A 14,780-nucleotide genomic window follows, 5' to 3' on the forward strand; every position below is an offset into this window, starting at 1 on the left:
CGCCCCGTCGAAAGCCCGCCGGTTCTTTTTACTTCTTCTTCTTGTTCTGCGCCGCGGCCGCCTGCTGAGCCTGGCGTTGAAGTTCGGCAAGCGAGACCTTTTCGACCTTTACGCTCGTGAGCGCCTTGTCGAGCTCGGCGATGACCTCGGCCGTGATGTCAGTGTCGACCGCAGCATACATCACCGCCGAACGGTCGAGCAGCAGAGTCGCGCCGCGCTGTTCGACGATTTTCTGGAGAATCGGCGTCAGCTTCTCGTTGATCTTGTTGATGGCCTGTTGCTCGGCGATGGAAAGCTCGCGCACCTTCACTTCGCGCAACACCGGAAGATTATTCTGCTTGACCGCGAGTTGCTTGGCTTTTTCCAGCCAAACATCTTCCGCCATGAGATCCTTCTGCTTTTTGAGATCCTCGCTCTCCTTGACGATTTTCTCGACCTCGGCGTTGAGCTCCTGATTGGCCTCCTCCTGCAGCCTTTCAAGCTGCGGGCCGATGGATTGGCCAGCCTTTGACTGGGCGAGCACCTGAGCCTGATTGACGATCAGGATCACGGGCGCCCTGTTTTGCTGCGCTGCAGCAGGGGCGAGCCCGGTGCCGACGGCGAGCCCTGCAACCGCCAGCGCAACGGCGCCGACGATGCCGAATGCTGCTCTTTTCATGTCAAACACCTCACACCTTTCTAAAAGTTTGTCCCCGCGCTGAACCGGAACCCCTCCGTGCGGTCATATTCTTCCTTGCGGAGCACCTTGGCGATGTCAAATCGCACCGGCCCGAACGGCGAATCCCAGCTTACCGAAACGCCCGCCGAGGCGCGCAGGGAAAGATCGTCCTGCACCGGCTTTATGAAGATGCCGTCGCCGTCCGGATCGACCCAAAAGTCAAGATTCTCGTTGAGCGCCTTCGTGCGGTCGTCCACGAGTCCGACAGTGCCGAAATCGGTGAACAACGCCGCCCGAATTCCATATTCGTCAGGCAACGGCAACGGCAGCAGGATCTCGGCCGAACCGATCGCATAAACCTTGCCGCCGATCGACTGGCCGATGATTTCTCCATCACGGTTGAGCCCCGCACCGCGTTGAATGAAGCGGGGGCCCACGCCGGCGACCTCGAAGCCGCGGAAGGTGCTCGCGCCCTCGAAGAAACGGTCGGACAGGCGCACGTCGTCGCCGGCGAAGCCATCCACATAACCACCCCGCAGCTTCATTGCGCCGATGAAACCGCGCCAGAGTCGCTTGTAATAGGCGCCGGAAAACTCCGTACGGTGGTAATTCACATCCCCGCCGAGGCCGGCGACGGCCTGGGAGAACGAAAACCGCCAGCCGCGCGTCGGATCGATCGGATCGTCGCGCGTGTCGAAAGACAGCGAATACCCGACGAGCGATGTCAGAAACTCGCCTTCCGACTCGCAGGTCGGCGTGAGGCTGTTCTGCACCAGATCGCAGAAGTCCGTGCGGACGACGGTCACCGGATTGCCGAAGAGATCAGTCGTATCGATCACCTCGAACGACGAGCCCGGAACGACGAGGCTCGCCGGATCGGTTCCGTCCGGCAACGTCGCCGTGCCTGTCAAATCGATCGTCACGTCGTCATATGTCAGCAGATACTGCAGGCCGCCGCGGCCATACTCCGACACCTGGAAGCCGGCGTTGAGGCCGAAGCCGATCCGGTCGCGGACGAATCCCGACTCGCGAAAGTCCGTACGCTGATTGAAAACGGAGAAGCCTGCGGCGAGGTTACGATCGAGGAAGTAGGGCTGCGTAAAACGGAGGTCCACCTGCCGCGTTCGCGAGCTCGCCTGCACGCGGAAGCGCAGAAATTGTCCCCGCCCCATCAGGTTGCGTTCTTCGATGGAGAAATCGACGATGAAATTCTCGGTCGAGGAAATGCCGACCCCGACGCTGAACGAGCCGGTCGAGCGTTCTTCCACGGAAACGTCGAGCACGGTTCTGTCAGGGGCGGAGCCGGGCTTTTCCTCGATCTCAACCTCGCCGAAATAGCCGAGCGCGCGGATGCGGGTTTTCGAACGGTCGACGAGCACGCGGTTGAAGGCGTCGCCCTCGGCGATGCGGATTTCCCGACGGATCACCTTGTCAAGCGTGCGCGTGTTGCCCTTGATGTTGATGCGCTCGACATAGACGCGCGGGCCTTCGTTCACCTCGAAAGTGATGTCGATGGTCTTCGCCTCCCGATTGCGTTCGAGGCGCGGGCGCACGTCGACGAAGGCGTAGCCGGTCGCGCCGGTCGCAAAGGTGATCGATTCAACAGCTTTCTCGACCTTTTCCCCGTCATAAGTATCGCCGGGCTTGATGTTGATGAACCGCTCCAGGGCGCGCTCGTCGAGCTTGGCGAGCGTCGTTTTCACGCGCACGTCGCCGACGGTGTATTGCGGCCCTTCCTCGACCGTGAAGGTGATGAAGAAGTCCTCACGGTCCGGCGTCAGCTCGGCGATCGCCGAGACGACTTGGAAGTCCGCGTAGCCATGGCGGGCGTAATGCTGACGGAGCAGATCCCGGTCGTATTCCAGCCGGTCAGGGTCGTAGTTGGAATGGCTGGAGAAAATCTTCCACCAGCGGCTTTCAGATGTGAGTATTACGTCGCGGAGCTCGGCGTCGGTGAAGACGGTGTTGCCGACGAAGTTGATCTTGGCGACGCCCGTCTTGGGCCCCTCGTCGATCTCGTAGATCACGTCCACGCGGTTCTGCTCGAGGGGCGTCACCTTGGGCGTGACGACCGTAGCGAAGCGGCCGGTGCGCCGGTAGACCTCGATGATGCGCTGAACGTCGGCCTGAACCTTCGCGCGCGTGAAGACGCTGCGCGGCGTGAGGCGGATCTCTTCCGTCAGCTTGTCGTCCTTGACCCGCTTGTTGCCGTCGAGAATGACGCGGTTGACGATCGGGTTCTCCCTCACGTCGATCAGGAGCACGCCGTTCGGCTGCATCTCCATGGTGACGTCGGCGAACAGGCCGGTGTTGAAAAGCGTTTTCAGTCCGAGATCGAGAAGCTGAAGATCGGCGCGATCGCCCGGCTGGACGACGAGATAGGACGCGATCGTGTCCCCCTCGATCCGCTGGTTTCCGCGCACCGCGATCGACTGGATGATCGGCGCCTGCTCGCCTGGCGCGATGCCGAGGATCCGCCCGCCCGACTGGGCGTCAAGATTCGCGAGCGCTTCGCCCGGCGAGGACGTTTCAGCCTGCTGCGCGTTCGCCGCGTTTACGACCCCGCACGCGGCAGCGAAAAAGATCGCCGCCGCCAAGCGCAGTACGCCCCCCCCCGACTTCATATGACTCATGCCGCCGACCCGAATTCTTTATGAGAGAAGATTGGCGATGTCGTTCCACGTCACGAAAAGCATTAGCGACGCCAACAGGATGACGCCGGCCTTGAACCCTATCGCCTGCGCTCTCGCCCCCAAAGGCCTGCCAACCGCCGCCTCATAGGCGTAATACATGAGATGGCCTCCGTCGAGCACCGGCACCGGCAGAAGATTCAAAAAGCCGATCGACACCGAAATTACGCCAGCCAGATAGATGAAGCTCGCAAGGCTGACCTTCAGCATTGTCAGAAAGTCAGGCCTCTCCGCATAGCCAGACTCGTCGAAGCCGGTCATCAGAGACTGGCCGGCGTATTGCGCAATCTTGACGGGTCCGCCCAGCTGGCGCGTGTCTTCCTTGCCGAGAATGAGCCGGCCGAGAAACTTGACCGTCGCGCGCAGAATGTCGACCACGTCCGACGCGGCCTCGCCCAAAGCGCGAATCGGGCCGTAGCGGACGAACTGATAAGCTTTCGGATCGACGGCTACGCCGAGCTTGCCGGCCGAGACAGGATTGCCGTAGGCGTCGGTCATCTCCTCGCGGCGCGGCGTCGCCGTCAGGACGATCCTCTCCCCGTCGCGCTCAACCAGAAAACGAATCGGCTCGCCGGCGGAGAGCTTGGCCGTAATCGACAAATCCTGAAAGTCGCGGATCGGCCGGCCGTTCGCCTCCAGCACGAGATCGCCCGGCTGAAAGCCCGCCTCGGCCGCGGCGGAGTTTTCCTCCACCATGCCGATGCGGGGCTGCCAGACGCCTTCGCCGAACGCCACCAGAAGCGCCCAAAAGATCGCCACTGCAAGGATGAAGTTGGCGACCGGCCCCGCCGCGACAATCGCCGCGCGCGCCCAAACCGGCTTGAAGTGGAAGCAGACTTTTTTCTCCTCCGGCGTCAGACCGCGGCCCGCGGCTGCGGGCCGCGGAAACTGGGTCGTCGCGGGTCCGGATTGCGTCTTTGCTTCTTCGCCGTCGGCTGTGTTCAGATTCGGATCGCGTTGCGAGGCGGCGTTCGCATCGCCGAAAAACTTCACATATCCGCCGAGGGGGATCATGGCGATGCGCCATTCCGTGCCCTTGCGGTCCCGCCAGCGCGTCAGCGGTTTGCCGAAGCCGATGGAGAAGACGTCCACCCGCACGCCCAGCAGGCGCGCGACGATAAAATGCCCGTATTCGTGGAAGAAGACGATAATCGTAAGGAGAAGCAGAAAGGCGATTATCGAAATCGGCAAGATCAGAATCTGGTCAAAGGAGATTCCTGCGACTGTCATCCGTCTTGCCTCGCTCTCGCGTTACGCCGCAGCGCGCGCGGCGACGGCTTCCGCCGCCAGGCGCCTTGCTTCTTCATCGACGGCGACGGCTTCCTCGAGCGTCGAGAGCATAGCTGGTCCGTTACGCCGACCCACCCGGTCGAGAACCTGCTCGGTAATCGCCGCTATGTCCAGAAATTTTAACTGACCATTGAGAAAGGCGGCGACAGCGATCTCGTTTGCGGCGTTAAGCGCCGCCGGGAAAACGCCTCCGCGGCGGACCGCTTCTCGCGCAAGGCGCAGCGCGGGGAACCGTTCGGGGTCGGGCGCCTCGAAATCGAGCCGGGCGATATCCGCGAGGTCAAGGCGCGCGCTTGGGCTTTGCATCCGCTCCGGCCAGGCGAGCGTGTAGGCGATGGGCGTGCGCATATCCGGCGCGCCAAGCTGGGCGAGCACCGACCCGTCGACGTACTCCACCATCGAATGGATGACTGACTGGGGATGCACGATGATCTCGATATTCTCTGAAGAGATCGGGAAAATATGCGCCGCCTCAATGAGTTCCAGCCCTTTGTTCATCATCGTTGCAGAGTCGACGGAAATCTTTGCGCCCATCGACCAATTGGGATGAGCCACGGCCTGAGCCGGCGTGGCCGCGGCCATTTCAGCCTTCGACCAGCAGCGGAACGGCCCGCCAGACGCAGTCAGAATGAGGCGGGAGACCCGCTCGGGCCGTTCGAAGTCGAAGACCTGAAAGATCGCATTGTGCTCAGAGTCGACCGGAAGGAGTTCGCCGCCCGCCGCTGCGATCGCCGCTTTCAGGATATCGCCGGCGCAGACGAGGCACTCCTTGTTCGCAAGGGCGATGGTCGCGCCGCGCTTCGCCGCCCTGAGGGTCGGCCTGAGGCCGGCCGCCCCGACGATCGCCGCCATCACCCAGTCGGCGTCGCGGGCCGCCGCCTCCTCGATCGCTTCGGGGCCGGCGCCGATTTCGACCTCCAGCCCGTCCAGCGCGGCTTCAAGCTCCGCCTGTTTCGAGGGATCGGCGACCGCGACATATCGGGGTCGGAAACGGCGCGCCTGCTCAGCGAGCAACCCCACATTGCTGTTCGCCGTTAACGCCTCGACCTCATACGTCGCCTCGCCCTGCTCCCGGGCGAAGCGGATCAAATCGAGCGTATTCACGCCGATCGACCCGGTCGAGCCGAGAATCGTGACGCGGCGCGCGCGGCGCGCGCCTTCATCGCCAGCCATAACCCCTCACCCGTTTATCCTTCCGGCGATCATATGAAGGAAAAGCGCCAAGGTCATCGCCGTCGTCGCAAAAATCATCCCGTCTAGGCGGTCCAGAAAGCCGCCATGGCCCGGAATGAAGCCGCTCGTATCCTTGACGCCGAAGGCGCGCTTGAAGGCCGACTCGGCCATGTCGCCCAGGATCGAGGCGAGGCCCAAACAGCCGCCCGCCAGGACATAGAGCGCGAGCGGTCCCTCGCCGTAGATCCAGCGGGCGCAGGCGAGGCCCGCCAGCGCGCCTAAGATCACCCCGCCGACAGCACCCGCCCAGGTTTTCGCCGGGGACAGAACAGGATTCATTTTCGGCCCGCCGACAAGCCGGCCGCCGATATAACCGCCCGTATCGGCCGCCCACACGATCAGAAGCAGCATGATCGTCAGAGCGCGGCCGTTTTCGACCGCCTCGCGCAACCAAATCAGCGCCGCGCAGGGCGCAAGGATGTAGGCTGCGGCGAAGGCCGCCCAGAGGGGACGGCGTTCGCCGCGCGCCGCCAGGGCCCCGGCGGCGAGCGCGGCCATTCCACAAATCGCGAACGCGATCGGAAATCTCCCCGCCGCCGCCAACATCAAGGCGCCGGCGCCGGCTGCGGCCAGCGCGTAGAACGCCGGCGAAAACTCGCGCTTTTCGATCATCCGCGTCCATTCGAAGACCATCACGATTGCGGCGAAGGCGACGACAGCCGCGAAGACCGCCCCGCCAGCATAGGCCGCGGCCAGCGCCCCAGGCGCCAGAAACAGCGAGGAGGCGATGCGCTGGGCGAGCGATGTGCGCAACAGCGCCGGAATGCGGGGCTTCATGATGGCCTGCATGGGCTTTTCACGCTCGCCGTTCACGCCGCGCCGACGCCGCCAAAACGGCGCTCGCGCCCGTGAAATTCCTCCAGCGCGCGGACGAAATGCGCATGATCGAAGTCAGGCCATAATACGTCGAGAAAGACATATTCCGCATACGCCGCCTGCCACAGCAGAAAGTTGCTGATGCGCTTCTCGCCGCTCGTGCGAATGACGAGATCGGGTTCGGGCGCGTCCGCCGTGTCGAGCCGCGCGGCGAAAGCCGCTTCGGTCACCTCCTCCGGCTTGAGCGCGCCGGCGGCGGCCTCCTTCGCGATCGCGCGGGCCGCGCGCGTAATCTCGTCCCGGCCGCCATAGTTGAAAGCGATTTGCAGCAGGAAGCGCTCATTGCCCGCCGTTTCGCCCTCCGCCCGCGCGACCAACATGCGCAATTCCGGATCAAGGCTCGCCCGGTCGCCGATCACCCTGACGCGCACGCCTTCCTTTTTGAGCGTCGGGAGGTCCTGAAAGATGAACTGGCGCAGCAGGTTCATCAGGTCGCGGATCTCGCCGGCCGGCCGACGCCAGTTTTCAGTCGAAAAGCTGTAGAGCGTCAGGGCCGTGACGCCGAGGTCTCGCGCGGCCTCGACCGCGCGCCGGGCGGCTTCTACGCCAGCGCGATGGCCGTCCGCGCGCGGCAGACCACGCGCCGCCGCCCAGCGGCCGTTGCCGTCCATGATGATCGCGACGTGGAGCGCGACGCCGGCGGCCGCGCCAGCGGCCTTCGCGTCGTTGCGCTCCGGCGTCGGCGCAGGCATCTGGGGCGCAGGTTTGGCCGTCAACGCATACCTCCGCGGCGGTTCCGTCCGCCGGATACAGGACGCCGCGCCGCCTGAGCAAGCCGCAGCAGAAGGCGACGCCTCCTCAGACCTGCATGATCTCGGCGTCTTTCGCAGCCAGCGCGTCGTCTACCGTCTTGACGAACTCGTCGGTCAGCTTCTGGACCTGATCGGCGAGACGCTTCTGCTCGTCCTCGCTGATTTCCTTCGACTTCTTGATCGCGTCCATGCCCTCGCGGCGGACATTGCGGATCGCCACGCGGGCCTGCTCGGCGTATTTGTGCGCGACCTTGGTCAGCTCCACCCGTCGCTCCTGGGTGAGCGGCGGGATAGGGATGCGCACCAGCGTGCCGTCGACGACCGGATTGACGCCAAGGCCGGATTCGCGAATCGCCCGCTCGACGGCGCTGACGAGCGCCTTGTCCCAGACCTGGATGGAGATCGTGCGCGGCTCCGGCACGCTGATGGTGCCCACCTGGGTCATCGGCATGTGCGAACCGTAGGCCTCGACCGTGATCGGCTCGACGAGGCTCGCCGTGGCGCGACCCGTACGCAGGCCGGCGAACTCCGACTTCAGCGCCGCAACGGCGCCTTCCATGCGCTTGCGCAAATCCTTGAGGTCAACGCCCTTGGTGCTCATGTCGTCATCTCCTGGCGGTCATTAGACCCTGATTTTGCGGCGAAATACAGGCCGGCTCGCGGCTTTTGCAGCTCAGGGGTCGCAGATGATCGTATGCGGGCCCTCGCCGGTCAGCGCGCCCACGATGCCGCCCCGCTCGCCGATCGGGAAAACGACGATGGGAATCCTGTTCTCCCGGGTGAGCGTCACGGCCGTCTGGTCCATCACCTTCAGGTCGCGGACCATGACCTCGTGATAGCTGAGGCGGTCGAAACGCTCCGCATCCGGATTCTTTTTTGGATCGGCCGAATAGACGCCGTCGACCTGAGTGCCCTTGAGCAGCGCGTCGCAGCCCATCTCCGCCGCGCGCAGCGCCGCAGCCGTATCGGTTGTGAAGAACGGATTGCCCGTGCCGGCCGCAAAAATCACGATGCGGCCCTTCTCCATATGGCGGATGGCGCGCCGTCTGATATAAGGCTCGCAGATGGCGGTCATCTCGATCGCGGAAAGCACGCGGGTGTAAAGACCGATCGCCTCGAGCGCGTTCTGCACGGCGAGCGCGTTCATGACGGTGGCGAGCATGCCCATATAGTCGGCGCTCGCGCGCTCCATGCCGCTGGCGGCCTGGGACACGCCCCGGAAGATGTTGCCGCCGCCGATGACGAGACACAGCTCGACGCCGAGCCGCAGGCGGGCCTCCTTGACCTCCTCGGCGATCCTGCGCACCGTGGCGTGATCGATGCCGTACTGGGCCGGCCCCATCAGCGCCTCGCCCGAAATCTTCAAAAGCGCCCGTTTGAAGCGGGACTCGCTTGAAGACGCTGCAGCTGGGGCGGAGTCGCTCATCTCGATGCCTTTCGCTTGTCGCGCGAGCAAGGCGCGGGTCCTGGACCTTTGTCGCCTGTCGCTCTTCCAGGAAGGCTTGTCCTGAAAGGGCGCCGGCGGCGCGCGGCCCGCAAACCGCGCGCCGCCGGGATGTTATTCTTCTTCGTCAGCTTTCTCCACGCCTTCGCCCAGCTCCAGCCGCACGAAACCCGCCAGCTCGACAGGCGCGCCGACGTCCTTGACGGCGTTCTCGATCACCTTGGCGACCCTGGTTTCGCCGTCGACCACGAAAATCTGCTCCAGGAGGACTGATTCCTCGTAGAATTTGCGTAGACGGCCTTCGACCATCTTGGCGATGATCTCTTCCGGTTTGCCGGAGCCGCGCGCCTGTTCGGCAAGCACCGCGCGCTCGCGCTCGACTACGGCGGGATCAAGCTCTTCCACGCGTGCGGCGAGCGGACGGGCCGCCGCCACATGCATCGCAAGCTGACGGCCCAGCGCGGCGAGTTTGTCCTCGTCGCCCGAGGATTTAAGGCCGACGAGCACGCCGATGCGGCCGAGGCCCTCGTTCGCCTGCCCGTGGATATAAGACGCGATGACGCCCTCCTCGACCGCCAGACCGGCGGCGCGCCGCAGGGTCATGTTCTCGCCGATCTGGCCGACCATTTCGGCGATGTGCTCCTCGACCGTCTTGGCGCCGCCGGGATAAGACGCGGCGCGAACCGCCTCGACGGTTCCGTCGGTCGCAAGCGCGGCGCGCGCGACTTCGGAGACCATCTTCTGAAACACCTCGTTGCGGGCGACGAAGTCGGTTTCGGAATTGACCTCGACGACGACCCCCTTCGCGCCCGCGCCTGCCGCTTCGACGGCCACGGCCACGAGGCCTTCCGACGCAGTGCGGCCGGATTTCTTCGCCGCCTTGGCGAGGCCTTTCTTGCGCAGCCAGTCGACGGCCGCCTCCATGTCGCCGCCGGTTTCGGCGAGCGCGACCTTGCAGTCCATCATGCCCGCTCCGGTGCGCTCCCGGAGATCTTTCACCATCGCAGCGGTAACGCCAGCCATAGTTCTTCTTCCCTTTCCAGTCATTTGATCGCGGCGCCGTCGAGGCGGGCGACCGGGTCAAGCGGCTTCATTCGTATCCGGCCGGACGCAATCAAGAAGGCGGCCTCGGGCCGGCCGGCGCCTGTCAGGCCTTTCTCCCGTCGGGCGTCCTCTTCACCTGCGCCGGAAGCTTCTCCTTGGCGCTCATAGATGACGGTTTTAAGGACGCCCGGAATTCAGGCGCTAGGCTGTTCTGCGGAAGCCTCGGATCGGGCCTCGTCGGATCCTGGCTCCTGCGCCGCGTCTTCGCCCCGCTCCTCCAGCACCGCCGGTTCGTGCGGGGCTTCCGCCATGGCGCCGATGTCGACCCCGAGAGCGGCCTGGCTCGCCGAAATGCCGTCGATTACGGCGTCGGCGACGAGATTGCAGTAAAGCGCGATCGCCCGCGAGGCGTCGTCATTACCGGGGATGACGTAATCGACGCCGTCCGGGCTGCAATTGGTGTCGACCACAGCGACGACGGGAATGCCGAGCTTGTTGGCCTCCTTGACGGCGATCGCCTCTTTCTTGACGTCGATCACGAACAAAAGATCGGGCAGCCCGCCGAGCTCGCGGATGCCGCCGAGAGAGGCTTCGAGCTTGGCCTTCTCGCGCGCGAGCTGAAGCTGCTCCTTTTTGGTCAGGCCCATGGCGCCGGCTTCGAGGCGCTCTTCCATCTCCTTCAGACGTCGAATGGAAGCCGAGATCGTCTCCCAATTGGTCAGCGTGCCGCCGAGCCAGCGCACGTTCATGTAGTATTGCGCGCAGCGTTTGGCGGCCTCCGCGACCGGCGCCTGCGCCTGTCGCTTGGTGCCGACGAACAGCACACGCCCGCCGCCGGCGACCACCTCGCGGATCTTGACCAGCGCCTGATGCAGGTACGGCACCGTCTGCGAGAGATCGATAATGTGGATGCCGTTGCGCTCGCCGAAGATGAAAGGCTTCATCTTCGGATTCCAGCGATGGGTCTGATGGCCGAAATGGACGCCAGCTTCCAGAAGCTGGCGCATGGAAAATTCTGGCAGCGCCATGGTCGTCTCCTTCAGTTTGGCCGCCGCAGCGCCGTAAGCGAAACCCGCCCGAGCCTGTCCGCGTCAAGCCGCATCGAGGCCACTGAGGATGGCGCTGCGTGTGAGATGGCGCGCCCTATACGCGCTCCGGCGCCGCTTTTCAACAGGGAGCCGGATAGAAAAGAAGGGCCAGGAGCGACCCGGGATCAGGACGGCTCTGCGAGATCAGGGACGAGGGTCGAGATCTTGGATTGAGCCGGCTTAAATGATCGGCCGCCAAGAAAGCCTCAATGCCCATCCCTTACCTCCGACCCCTGCTAAACAAGCTCGACCTCGGCGACCCCGTCCACGGTCTTGAGCGCCCCGCGCATGGCCGGCGTGCATGCGGCGGGCGCATCAAGCGCGATTTCCACTTCGCGGGGACGCGCGCCGGAAAGCTGCAGGGCGAGCACGACCCGCCCGGCCTCCTGGCGCGAAGCCGGACGCGACGCGGCGAGCCGACGTCCAATGGTCTCGATCGCCTCGAGCGTTGTGACCGAGATCCGCAACATCGAGACGGCTTGGGCGGCCGCTTCGTCGAGGCGTCGCGCGCTCTCGCAGGTGAAGCGGATCTCGCCGTCCCGGTCCTCGGCCGTGACCGTCAGAAAAAGCAGGGCGCCGGTCTCGAACAGATCGCGCGCCGCGTTCAGGACTTCGGAAAACACCGTGATCTCGAACTCGCCAGCCGCGTCGGAAAGCTCGACCCAGGCGAAAGGCTTGCCTGCGCGCGAACGGCGCATCCGGACGCTGCGCACGACGCCGGCCATATTAAGCGCGACGCGGGACTCCGCGGCGCGCTCGCGCGCTTCCGCGGCGGTGACGACATTGAGCCGCCGCAGCTCGCGCGCGTAATCGTCGAGAGGATGGCCGCTGAAATAGAACCCCAGCGCCGCGCGCTCCTCGTTGAGACGCTCGAGCGGCGGCCATTCCTCGGCCGCCGGCAGGCGCGGTCGGGCGAGCGCCGGCGCGGCGGCGAGGTCGAAGAGCCCGGCCTGCGCGCTCGCGCGCTCCTCGGCCGCCTGGGCGGAATAGCGGATCAGAAGATCGACCGCGGCGAGCGCGCCAGCGCGCGAGGCCCCAAGCCCGTCGAGCGCGCCGGCCCGGGCGAGATTTTCGAGCGCCCGCTTGCCCACGGCCTTCAAATCTACGCGCTCGGCGAAATCGTGAAGGTCCCTGAACGGACCGCCGCGACGGCGTTCTTCGCTGATCGCGGCCATCGCGCCTTCGCCAACATTCTTGATCGCCGCGAGGGCGTAAACGATCGCGCCGTCGTCATCGACGAAAAAGTCCGCCTCGGAATGATTTACGTGCGGCGGGCGCACGCGCACGCCGGTCTCGCGCGCCTCCTTGAGGAAAAGCGCGAGCTTGTCGGTGTTCGCCCGGTCGAGCGACATCGAGGCGGCGAGGAAAGCCGCCGGATGGTTCGCCTTCAGATAGGCGGTCTGATAGGCGATATAGGCATAGGCCGCCGCGTGAGACTTGTTGAAGCCGTAGCCGGCGAATTTCTGCACGAGGTCGAAGATGGAGGAGGCCTTGGAGGCCTCGACTCCGCGCGCGCGCGCCCCCTCGACGAAGCGCTTGCGCTGAAGGTCCATCTCCTCCTTCTTCTTCTTGCCCATGGCCCGACGCAGAATGTCGGCCTCGCCCAGCGTGTAGCCGGAGAGGATCTGCGCGATCTGCATCACCTGTTCCTGATAGATGATGACGCCGTAGGTCTCCTTCAGGACAGGTTCGAGCGAGGGGTGCAGATAATCCGGATCCTGACGGCCCTGCTTGCGCTCGATATAGGTCGGGATGTTCTCCATCGGTCCCGGCCGGTAGAGCGAGACGAGCGCGATGATATCCTCGAGGCTGTCCGGCCGCATGGCGCGCAGGGTCGCGCGCATTCCGGCGCTTTCAAGCTGGAACACCCCGACCGTCGCGCCCTCGCCCAGCATGTCGAAGGTCGCCTTGTCGTCGAGGGGGACCGATTTCATGTCGAGGCGAGTCCCGGCGCGGCGGGCGAAGGCGACCGCGCGGTCGATGACAGTGAGGGTTTTAAGGCCCAGGAAGTCGAACTTCACAAGGCCCGCCGGCTCGACCCACTTCATGTTGAACTGGGTGGCGGGCATGTCCGAACGCGGATCGCGATAGAGCGGGGCGAGTTCGACGAGCGGCCGGTCGCCGATGACCACGCCGGCGGCGTGGGTCGAGGCGTGCCGGTAGAGCCCTTCGAGCTTCAGCGCTTTTTCCAGAAGCGCGGCCACCGTCTCATCGCGGTCGCGTTCCTCTCGCAGACGCGGCTCGCTCGCCAGCGCCTCGGCGAGGGTCACTGGGTTGGCGGGATTGTTGGGAACGAGCTTGCACAACCGGTCGACCTGGCCGAAGGGCATGCCGAGCACGCGGCCGACGTCGCGCAGGACCGCGCGCGCCTGCAGCTTGCCGAAGGTGATGATTTGCGCGACCCGGTCAGCGCCGTATTTCTGCTGAACGTAACGGATCACTTCGTCGCGCCGGTCCTGACAGAAGTCGACGTCGAAGTCGGGCATCGATACCCGTTCGGGATTGAGAAACCGCTCGAACAGCAGCCCGAAGCGCAAGGGGTCGAGATCGGTGATGGTGAGCGCCCAGGCGACGAGCGAGCCCGCGCCCGAACCCCGACCCGGGCCCACGGGAATGCCTTGCGCCTTCGCCCATTTGATGAAATCGGAAACGATTAGGAAGTATCCCGGAAAGCCCATCCGGTTGATGATGTCGAGCTCTTTCGCAAGGCGTTCGTCGTAGTCCGCGCGCGACGCGCTCAGAGGACCGGCGGCGAGCCGCTTCTCAAGCCCCTCTCGGGCCTGACGTTCGAGCTCGCGCGCTTCCTCCTCGGCGTCTCCCTCCACGAAGCGGGGCAAAATAGGCCCGCGCTGGCGCGGCCGGAAGGCGCAACGCCGGGCGATCTCTACGGTGTTTTCGACCGCTTCGGGCAGATCGGCGAAAAGCGCGGCCATCTCATCACCGGACTTGAAATAGTGGTCGGGCGTGACGCGCCGACGATCGTCCTGATGCACATAGGCAGCCTCGGCGATGCACAGCAGCGCATCATGGGCCTCGTAGTCGCCCGGCTCGGGAAAGAACGGCTCGTTCGCGGCGACGAGCGGGAGGCCCAACGCATAGGCGAGTTCGACGAGATCGGCCTCGACCGCGGACCAGTCGCGCCCTTCATGGCGCTGCAGCTCGACATAGAGCCGCGCGGGGAAGCGCGCGGCAAGACGTTCGAGCAGCGCCTTCGCCTCGCCCAGACGGTCCGCCCGCAGCAGCCGGTCCACGGGTCCGTCATAACCGCCGGTCAGACAGATGACGTCCTCGCTCAGCCCGTCGAGCCAGCCGAACTCCGCGCAGGGGCCGTCCTCCCGCGCAGAGCGCAGAAAGGCCTCGCTCGTCAGCCGCATAAGGTTGCGATACCCTGTCTCGCTCTGGGCGAGCAGGACGAGATGCGGCGGGCGCGCGCGCCTGACCTCGACCCCGGCGAGCGCATCCATGTGGAAGGCCTGCTGCAGGCCGGCGATCGGCTGAATCCCGGCCGCGCTCAGCGTCTCGGAGGCTTCGAGCGCGCCGAACAGGTTGTTGGTATCCGTCACCGCCGCGGCCGGCATGGCGTGGGCGAGACAAAGATCGCGCAGCCGCGCAAGGCGGATCGCCCCTTCCAAGAGCGAATAGGCCGAGTGCAGATGAAGATGAACGAAGGGCGTCACGCGATCCTCCCGGCCGGCGCTTCCCGTC

General features: G+C 65.1%; 11 protein-coding genes. All 11 read right to left on the reverse strand.

What is annotated here, in order from left to right; genetic code table 11:
- Positions 1 to 28: 28 nt before the first annotated feature.
- Positions 29 to 658: an OmpH family outer membrane protein gene (locus tag CHB64_RS06755; protein ID WP_089411830.1), complete on the reverse strand. Its 630-nt coding sequence runs from the start codon at positions 656 to 658 to the stop codon at positions 29 to 31.
- 20 nt (positions 659 to 678) lie between these two features.
- Positions 679 to 3,291 carry an outer membrane protein assembly factor BamA gene (bamA, locus tag CHB64_RS06760; RefSeq protein WP_089411831.1) on the reverse strand — a complete coding sequence of 871 codons (2,613 nt, stop codon included), beginning with the start codon at positions 3,289 to 3,291 and terminating at the stop codon, positions 679 to 681.
- Between the two features lie 18 nt (positions 3,292 to 3,309).
- Positions 3,310 to 4,578: a M50 family metallopeptidase gene (locus CHB64_RS06765; RefSeq protein ID WP_089411832.1), complete on the reverse strand. Its 1,269-nt coding sequence runs from the start codon at positions 4,576 to 4,578 to the stop codon at positions 3,310 to 3,312.
- Positions 4,579 to 4,599: 21 nt separating this feature from the next.
- The gene (locus CHB64_RS06770) at positions 4,600 to 5,811 is read right to left on the reverse strand and encodes a 1-deoxy-D-xylulose-5-phosphate reductoisomerase (protein ID WP_089411833.1); all 1,212 of its coding nucleotides are present in this window, start codon (positions 5,809 to 5,811) and stop codon (positions 4,600 to 4,602) included.
- A gap of 6 nt (positions 5,812 to 5,817) precedes the next feature.
- Positions 5,818 to 6,660 carry a phosphatidate cytidylyltransferase gene (locus tag CHB64_RS06775; protein ID WP_089411834.1) on the reverse strand — a complete coding sequence of 281 codons (843 nt, stop codon included), beginning with the start codon at positions 6,658 to 6,660 and terminating at the stop codon, positions 5,818 to 5,820.
- Positions 6,661 to 6,680: 20 nt separating this feature from the next.
- The gene (locus tag CHB64_RS06780; RefSeq protein ID WP_089411835.1) at positions 6,681 to 7,439 is read right to left on the reverse strand and encodes an isoprenyl transferase; all 759 of its coding nucleotides are present in this window, start codon (positions 7,437 to 7,439) and stop codon (positions 6,681 to 6,683) included.
- Between the two features lie 106 nt (positions 7,440 to 7,545).
- The gene (gene frr, locus CHB64_RS06785; protein WP_089411836.1) at positions 7,546 to 8,100 is read right to left on the reverse strand and encodes a ribosome recycling factor; all 555 of its coding nucleotides are present in this window, start codon (positions 8,098 to 8,100) and stop codon (positions 7,546 to 7,548) included.
- Positions 8,101 to 8,172: 72 nt separating this feature from the next.
- Entirely contained in the window at positions 8,173 to 8,925 is a 753-nt protein-coding gene (gene pyrH / locus CHB64_RS06790) for a UMP kinase (RefSeq protein ID WP_089412022.1), read from the reverse strand.
- Positions 8,926 to 9,057: 132 nt separating this feature from the next.
- The gene (tsf, locus tag CHB64_RS06795; RefSeq protein WP_089411837.1) at positions 9,058 to 9,966 is read right to left on the reverse strand and encodes a translation elongation factor Ts; all 909 of its coding nucleotides are present in this window, start codon (positions 9,964 to 9,966) and stop codon (positions 9,058 to 9,060) included.
- A 215-nt stretch (positions 9,967 to 10,181) separates the two neighbouring features.
- Positions 10,182 to 11,015: a 30S ribosomal protein S2 gene (gene rpsB / locus CHB64_RS06800; protein ID WP_089411838.1), complete on the reverse strand. Its 834-nt coding sequence runs from the start codon at positions 11,013 to 11,015 to the stop codon at positions 10,182 to 10,184.
- A 296-nt stretch (positions 11,016 to 11,311) separates the two neighbouring features.
- Positions 11,312 to 14,752 carry a DNA polymerase III subunit alpha gene (gene dnaE / locus CHB64_RS06805; protein WP_089411839.1) on the reverse strand — a complete coding sequence of 1,147 codons (3,441 nt, stop codon included), beginning with the start codon at positions 14,750 to 14,752 and terminating at the stop codon, positions 11,312 to 11,314.
- Positions 14,753 to 14,780 lie beyond the last annotated feature (28 nt).

The sequence above is a fragment of the Amphiplicatus metriothermophilus genome (assembly GCF_900199215.1).
GTDB lineage: Bacteria > Pseudomonadota > Alphaproteobacteria > Caulobacterales > Parvularculaceae > Amphiplicatus > Amphiplicatus metriothermophilus.

Excerpts from the sequence above, each read along its gene's own strand:
- CHB64_RS06755 (WP_089411830.1), bottom strand. The coding sequence starts at position 658 with ATGAAAAGAGCAGCATTCGGCATCGTCGGCGCCGTTGCGCTGGCGGTT.
- bamA (WP_089411831.1), bottom strand. The coding sequence starts at position 3,291 with ATGAGTCATATGAAGTCGGGGGGGGGCGTACTGCGCTTGGCGGCGGCG.
- CHB64_RS06765 (WP_089411832.1), bottom strand. The coding sequence starts at position 4,578 with ATGACAGTCGCAGGAATCTCCTTTGACCAGATTCTGATCTTGCCGATT.
- CHB64_RS06770 (WP_089411833.1), bottom strand. The coding sequence starts at position 5,811 with ATGGCTGGCGATGAAGGCGCGCGCCGCGCGCGCCGCGTCACGATTCTC.
- CHB64_RS06775 (WP_089411834.1), bottom strand. The coding sequence starts at position 6,660 with ATGCAGGCCATCATGAAGCCCCGCATTCCGGCGCTGTTGCGCACATCG.
- CHB64_RS06780 (WP_089411835.1), bottom strand. The coding sequence starts at position 7,439 with ATGCCTGCGCCGACGCCGGAGCGCAACGACGCGAAGGCCGCTGGCGCG.
- frr (WP_089411836.1), bottom strand. The coding sequence starts at position 8,100 with ATGAGCACCAAGGGCGTTGACCTCAAGGATTTGCGCAAGCGCATGGAA.
- pyrH (WP_089412022.1), bottom strand. The coding sequence starts at position 8,925 with ATGAGCGACTCCGCCCCAGCTGCAGCGTCTTCAAGCGAGTCCCGCTTC.
- tsf (WP_089411837.1), bottom strand. The coding sequence starts at position 9,966 with ATGGCTGGCGTTACCGCTGCGATGGTGAAAGATCTCCGGGAGCGCACC.
- rpsB (WP_089411838.1), bottom strand. The coding sequence starts at position 11,015 with ATGGCGCTGCCAGAATTTTCCATGCGCCAGCTTCTGGAAGCTGGCGTC.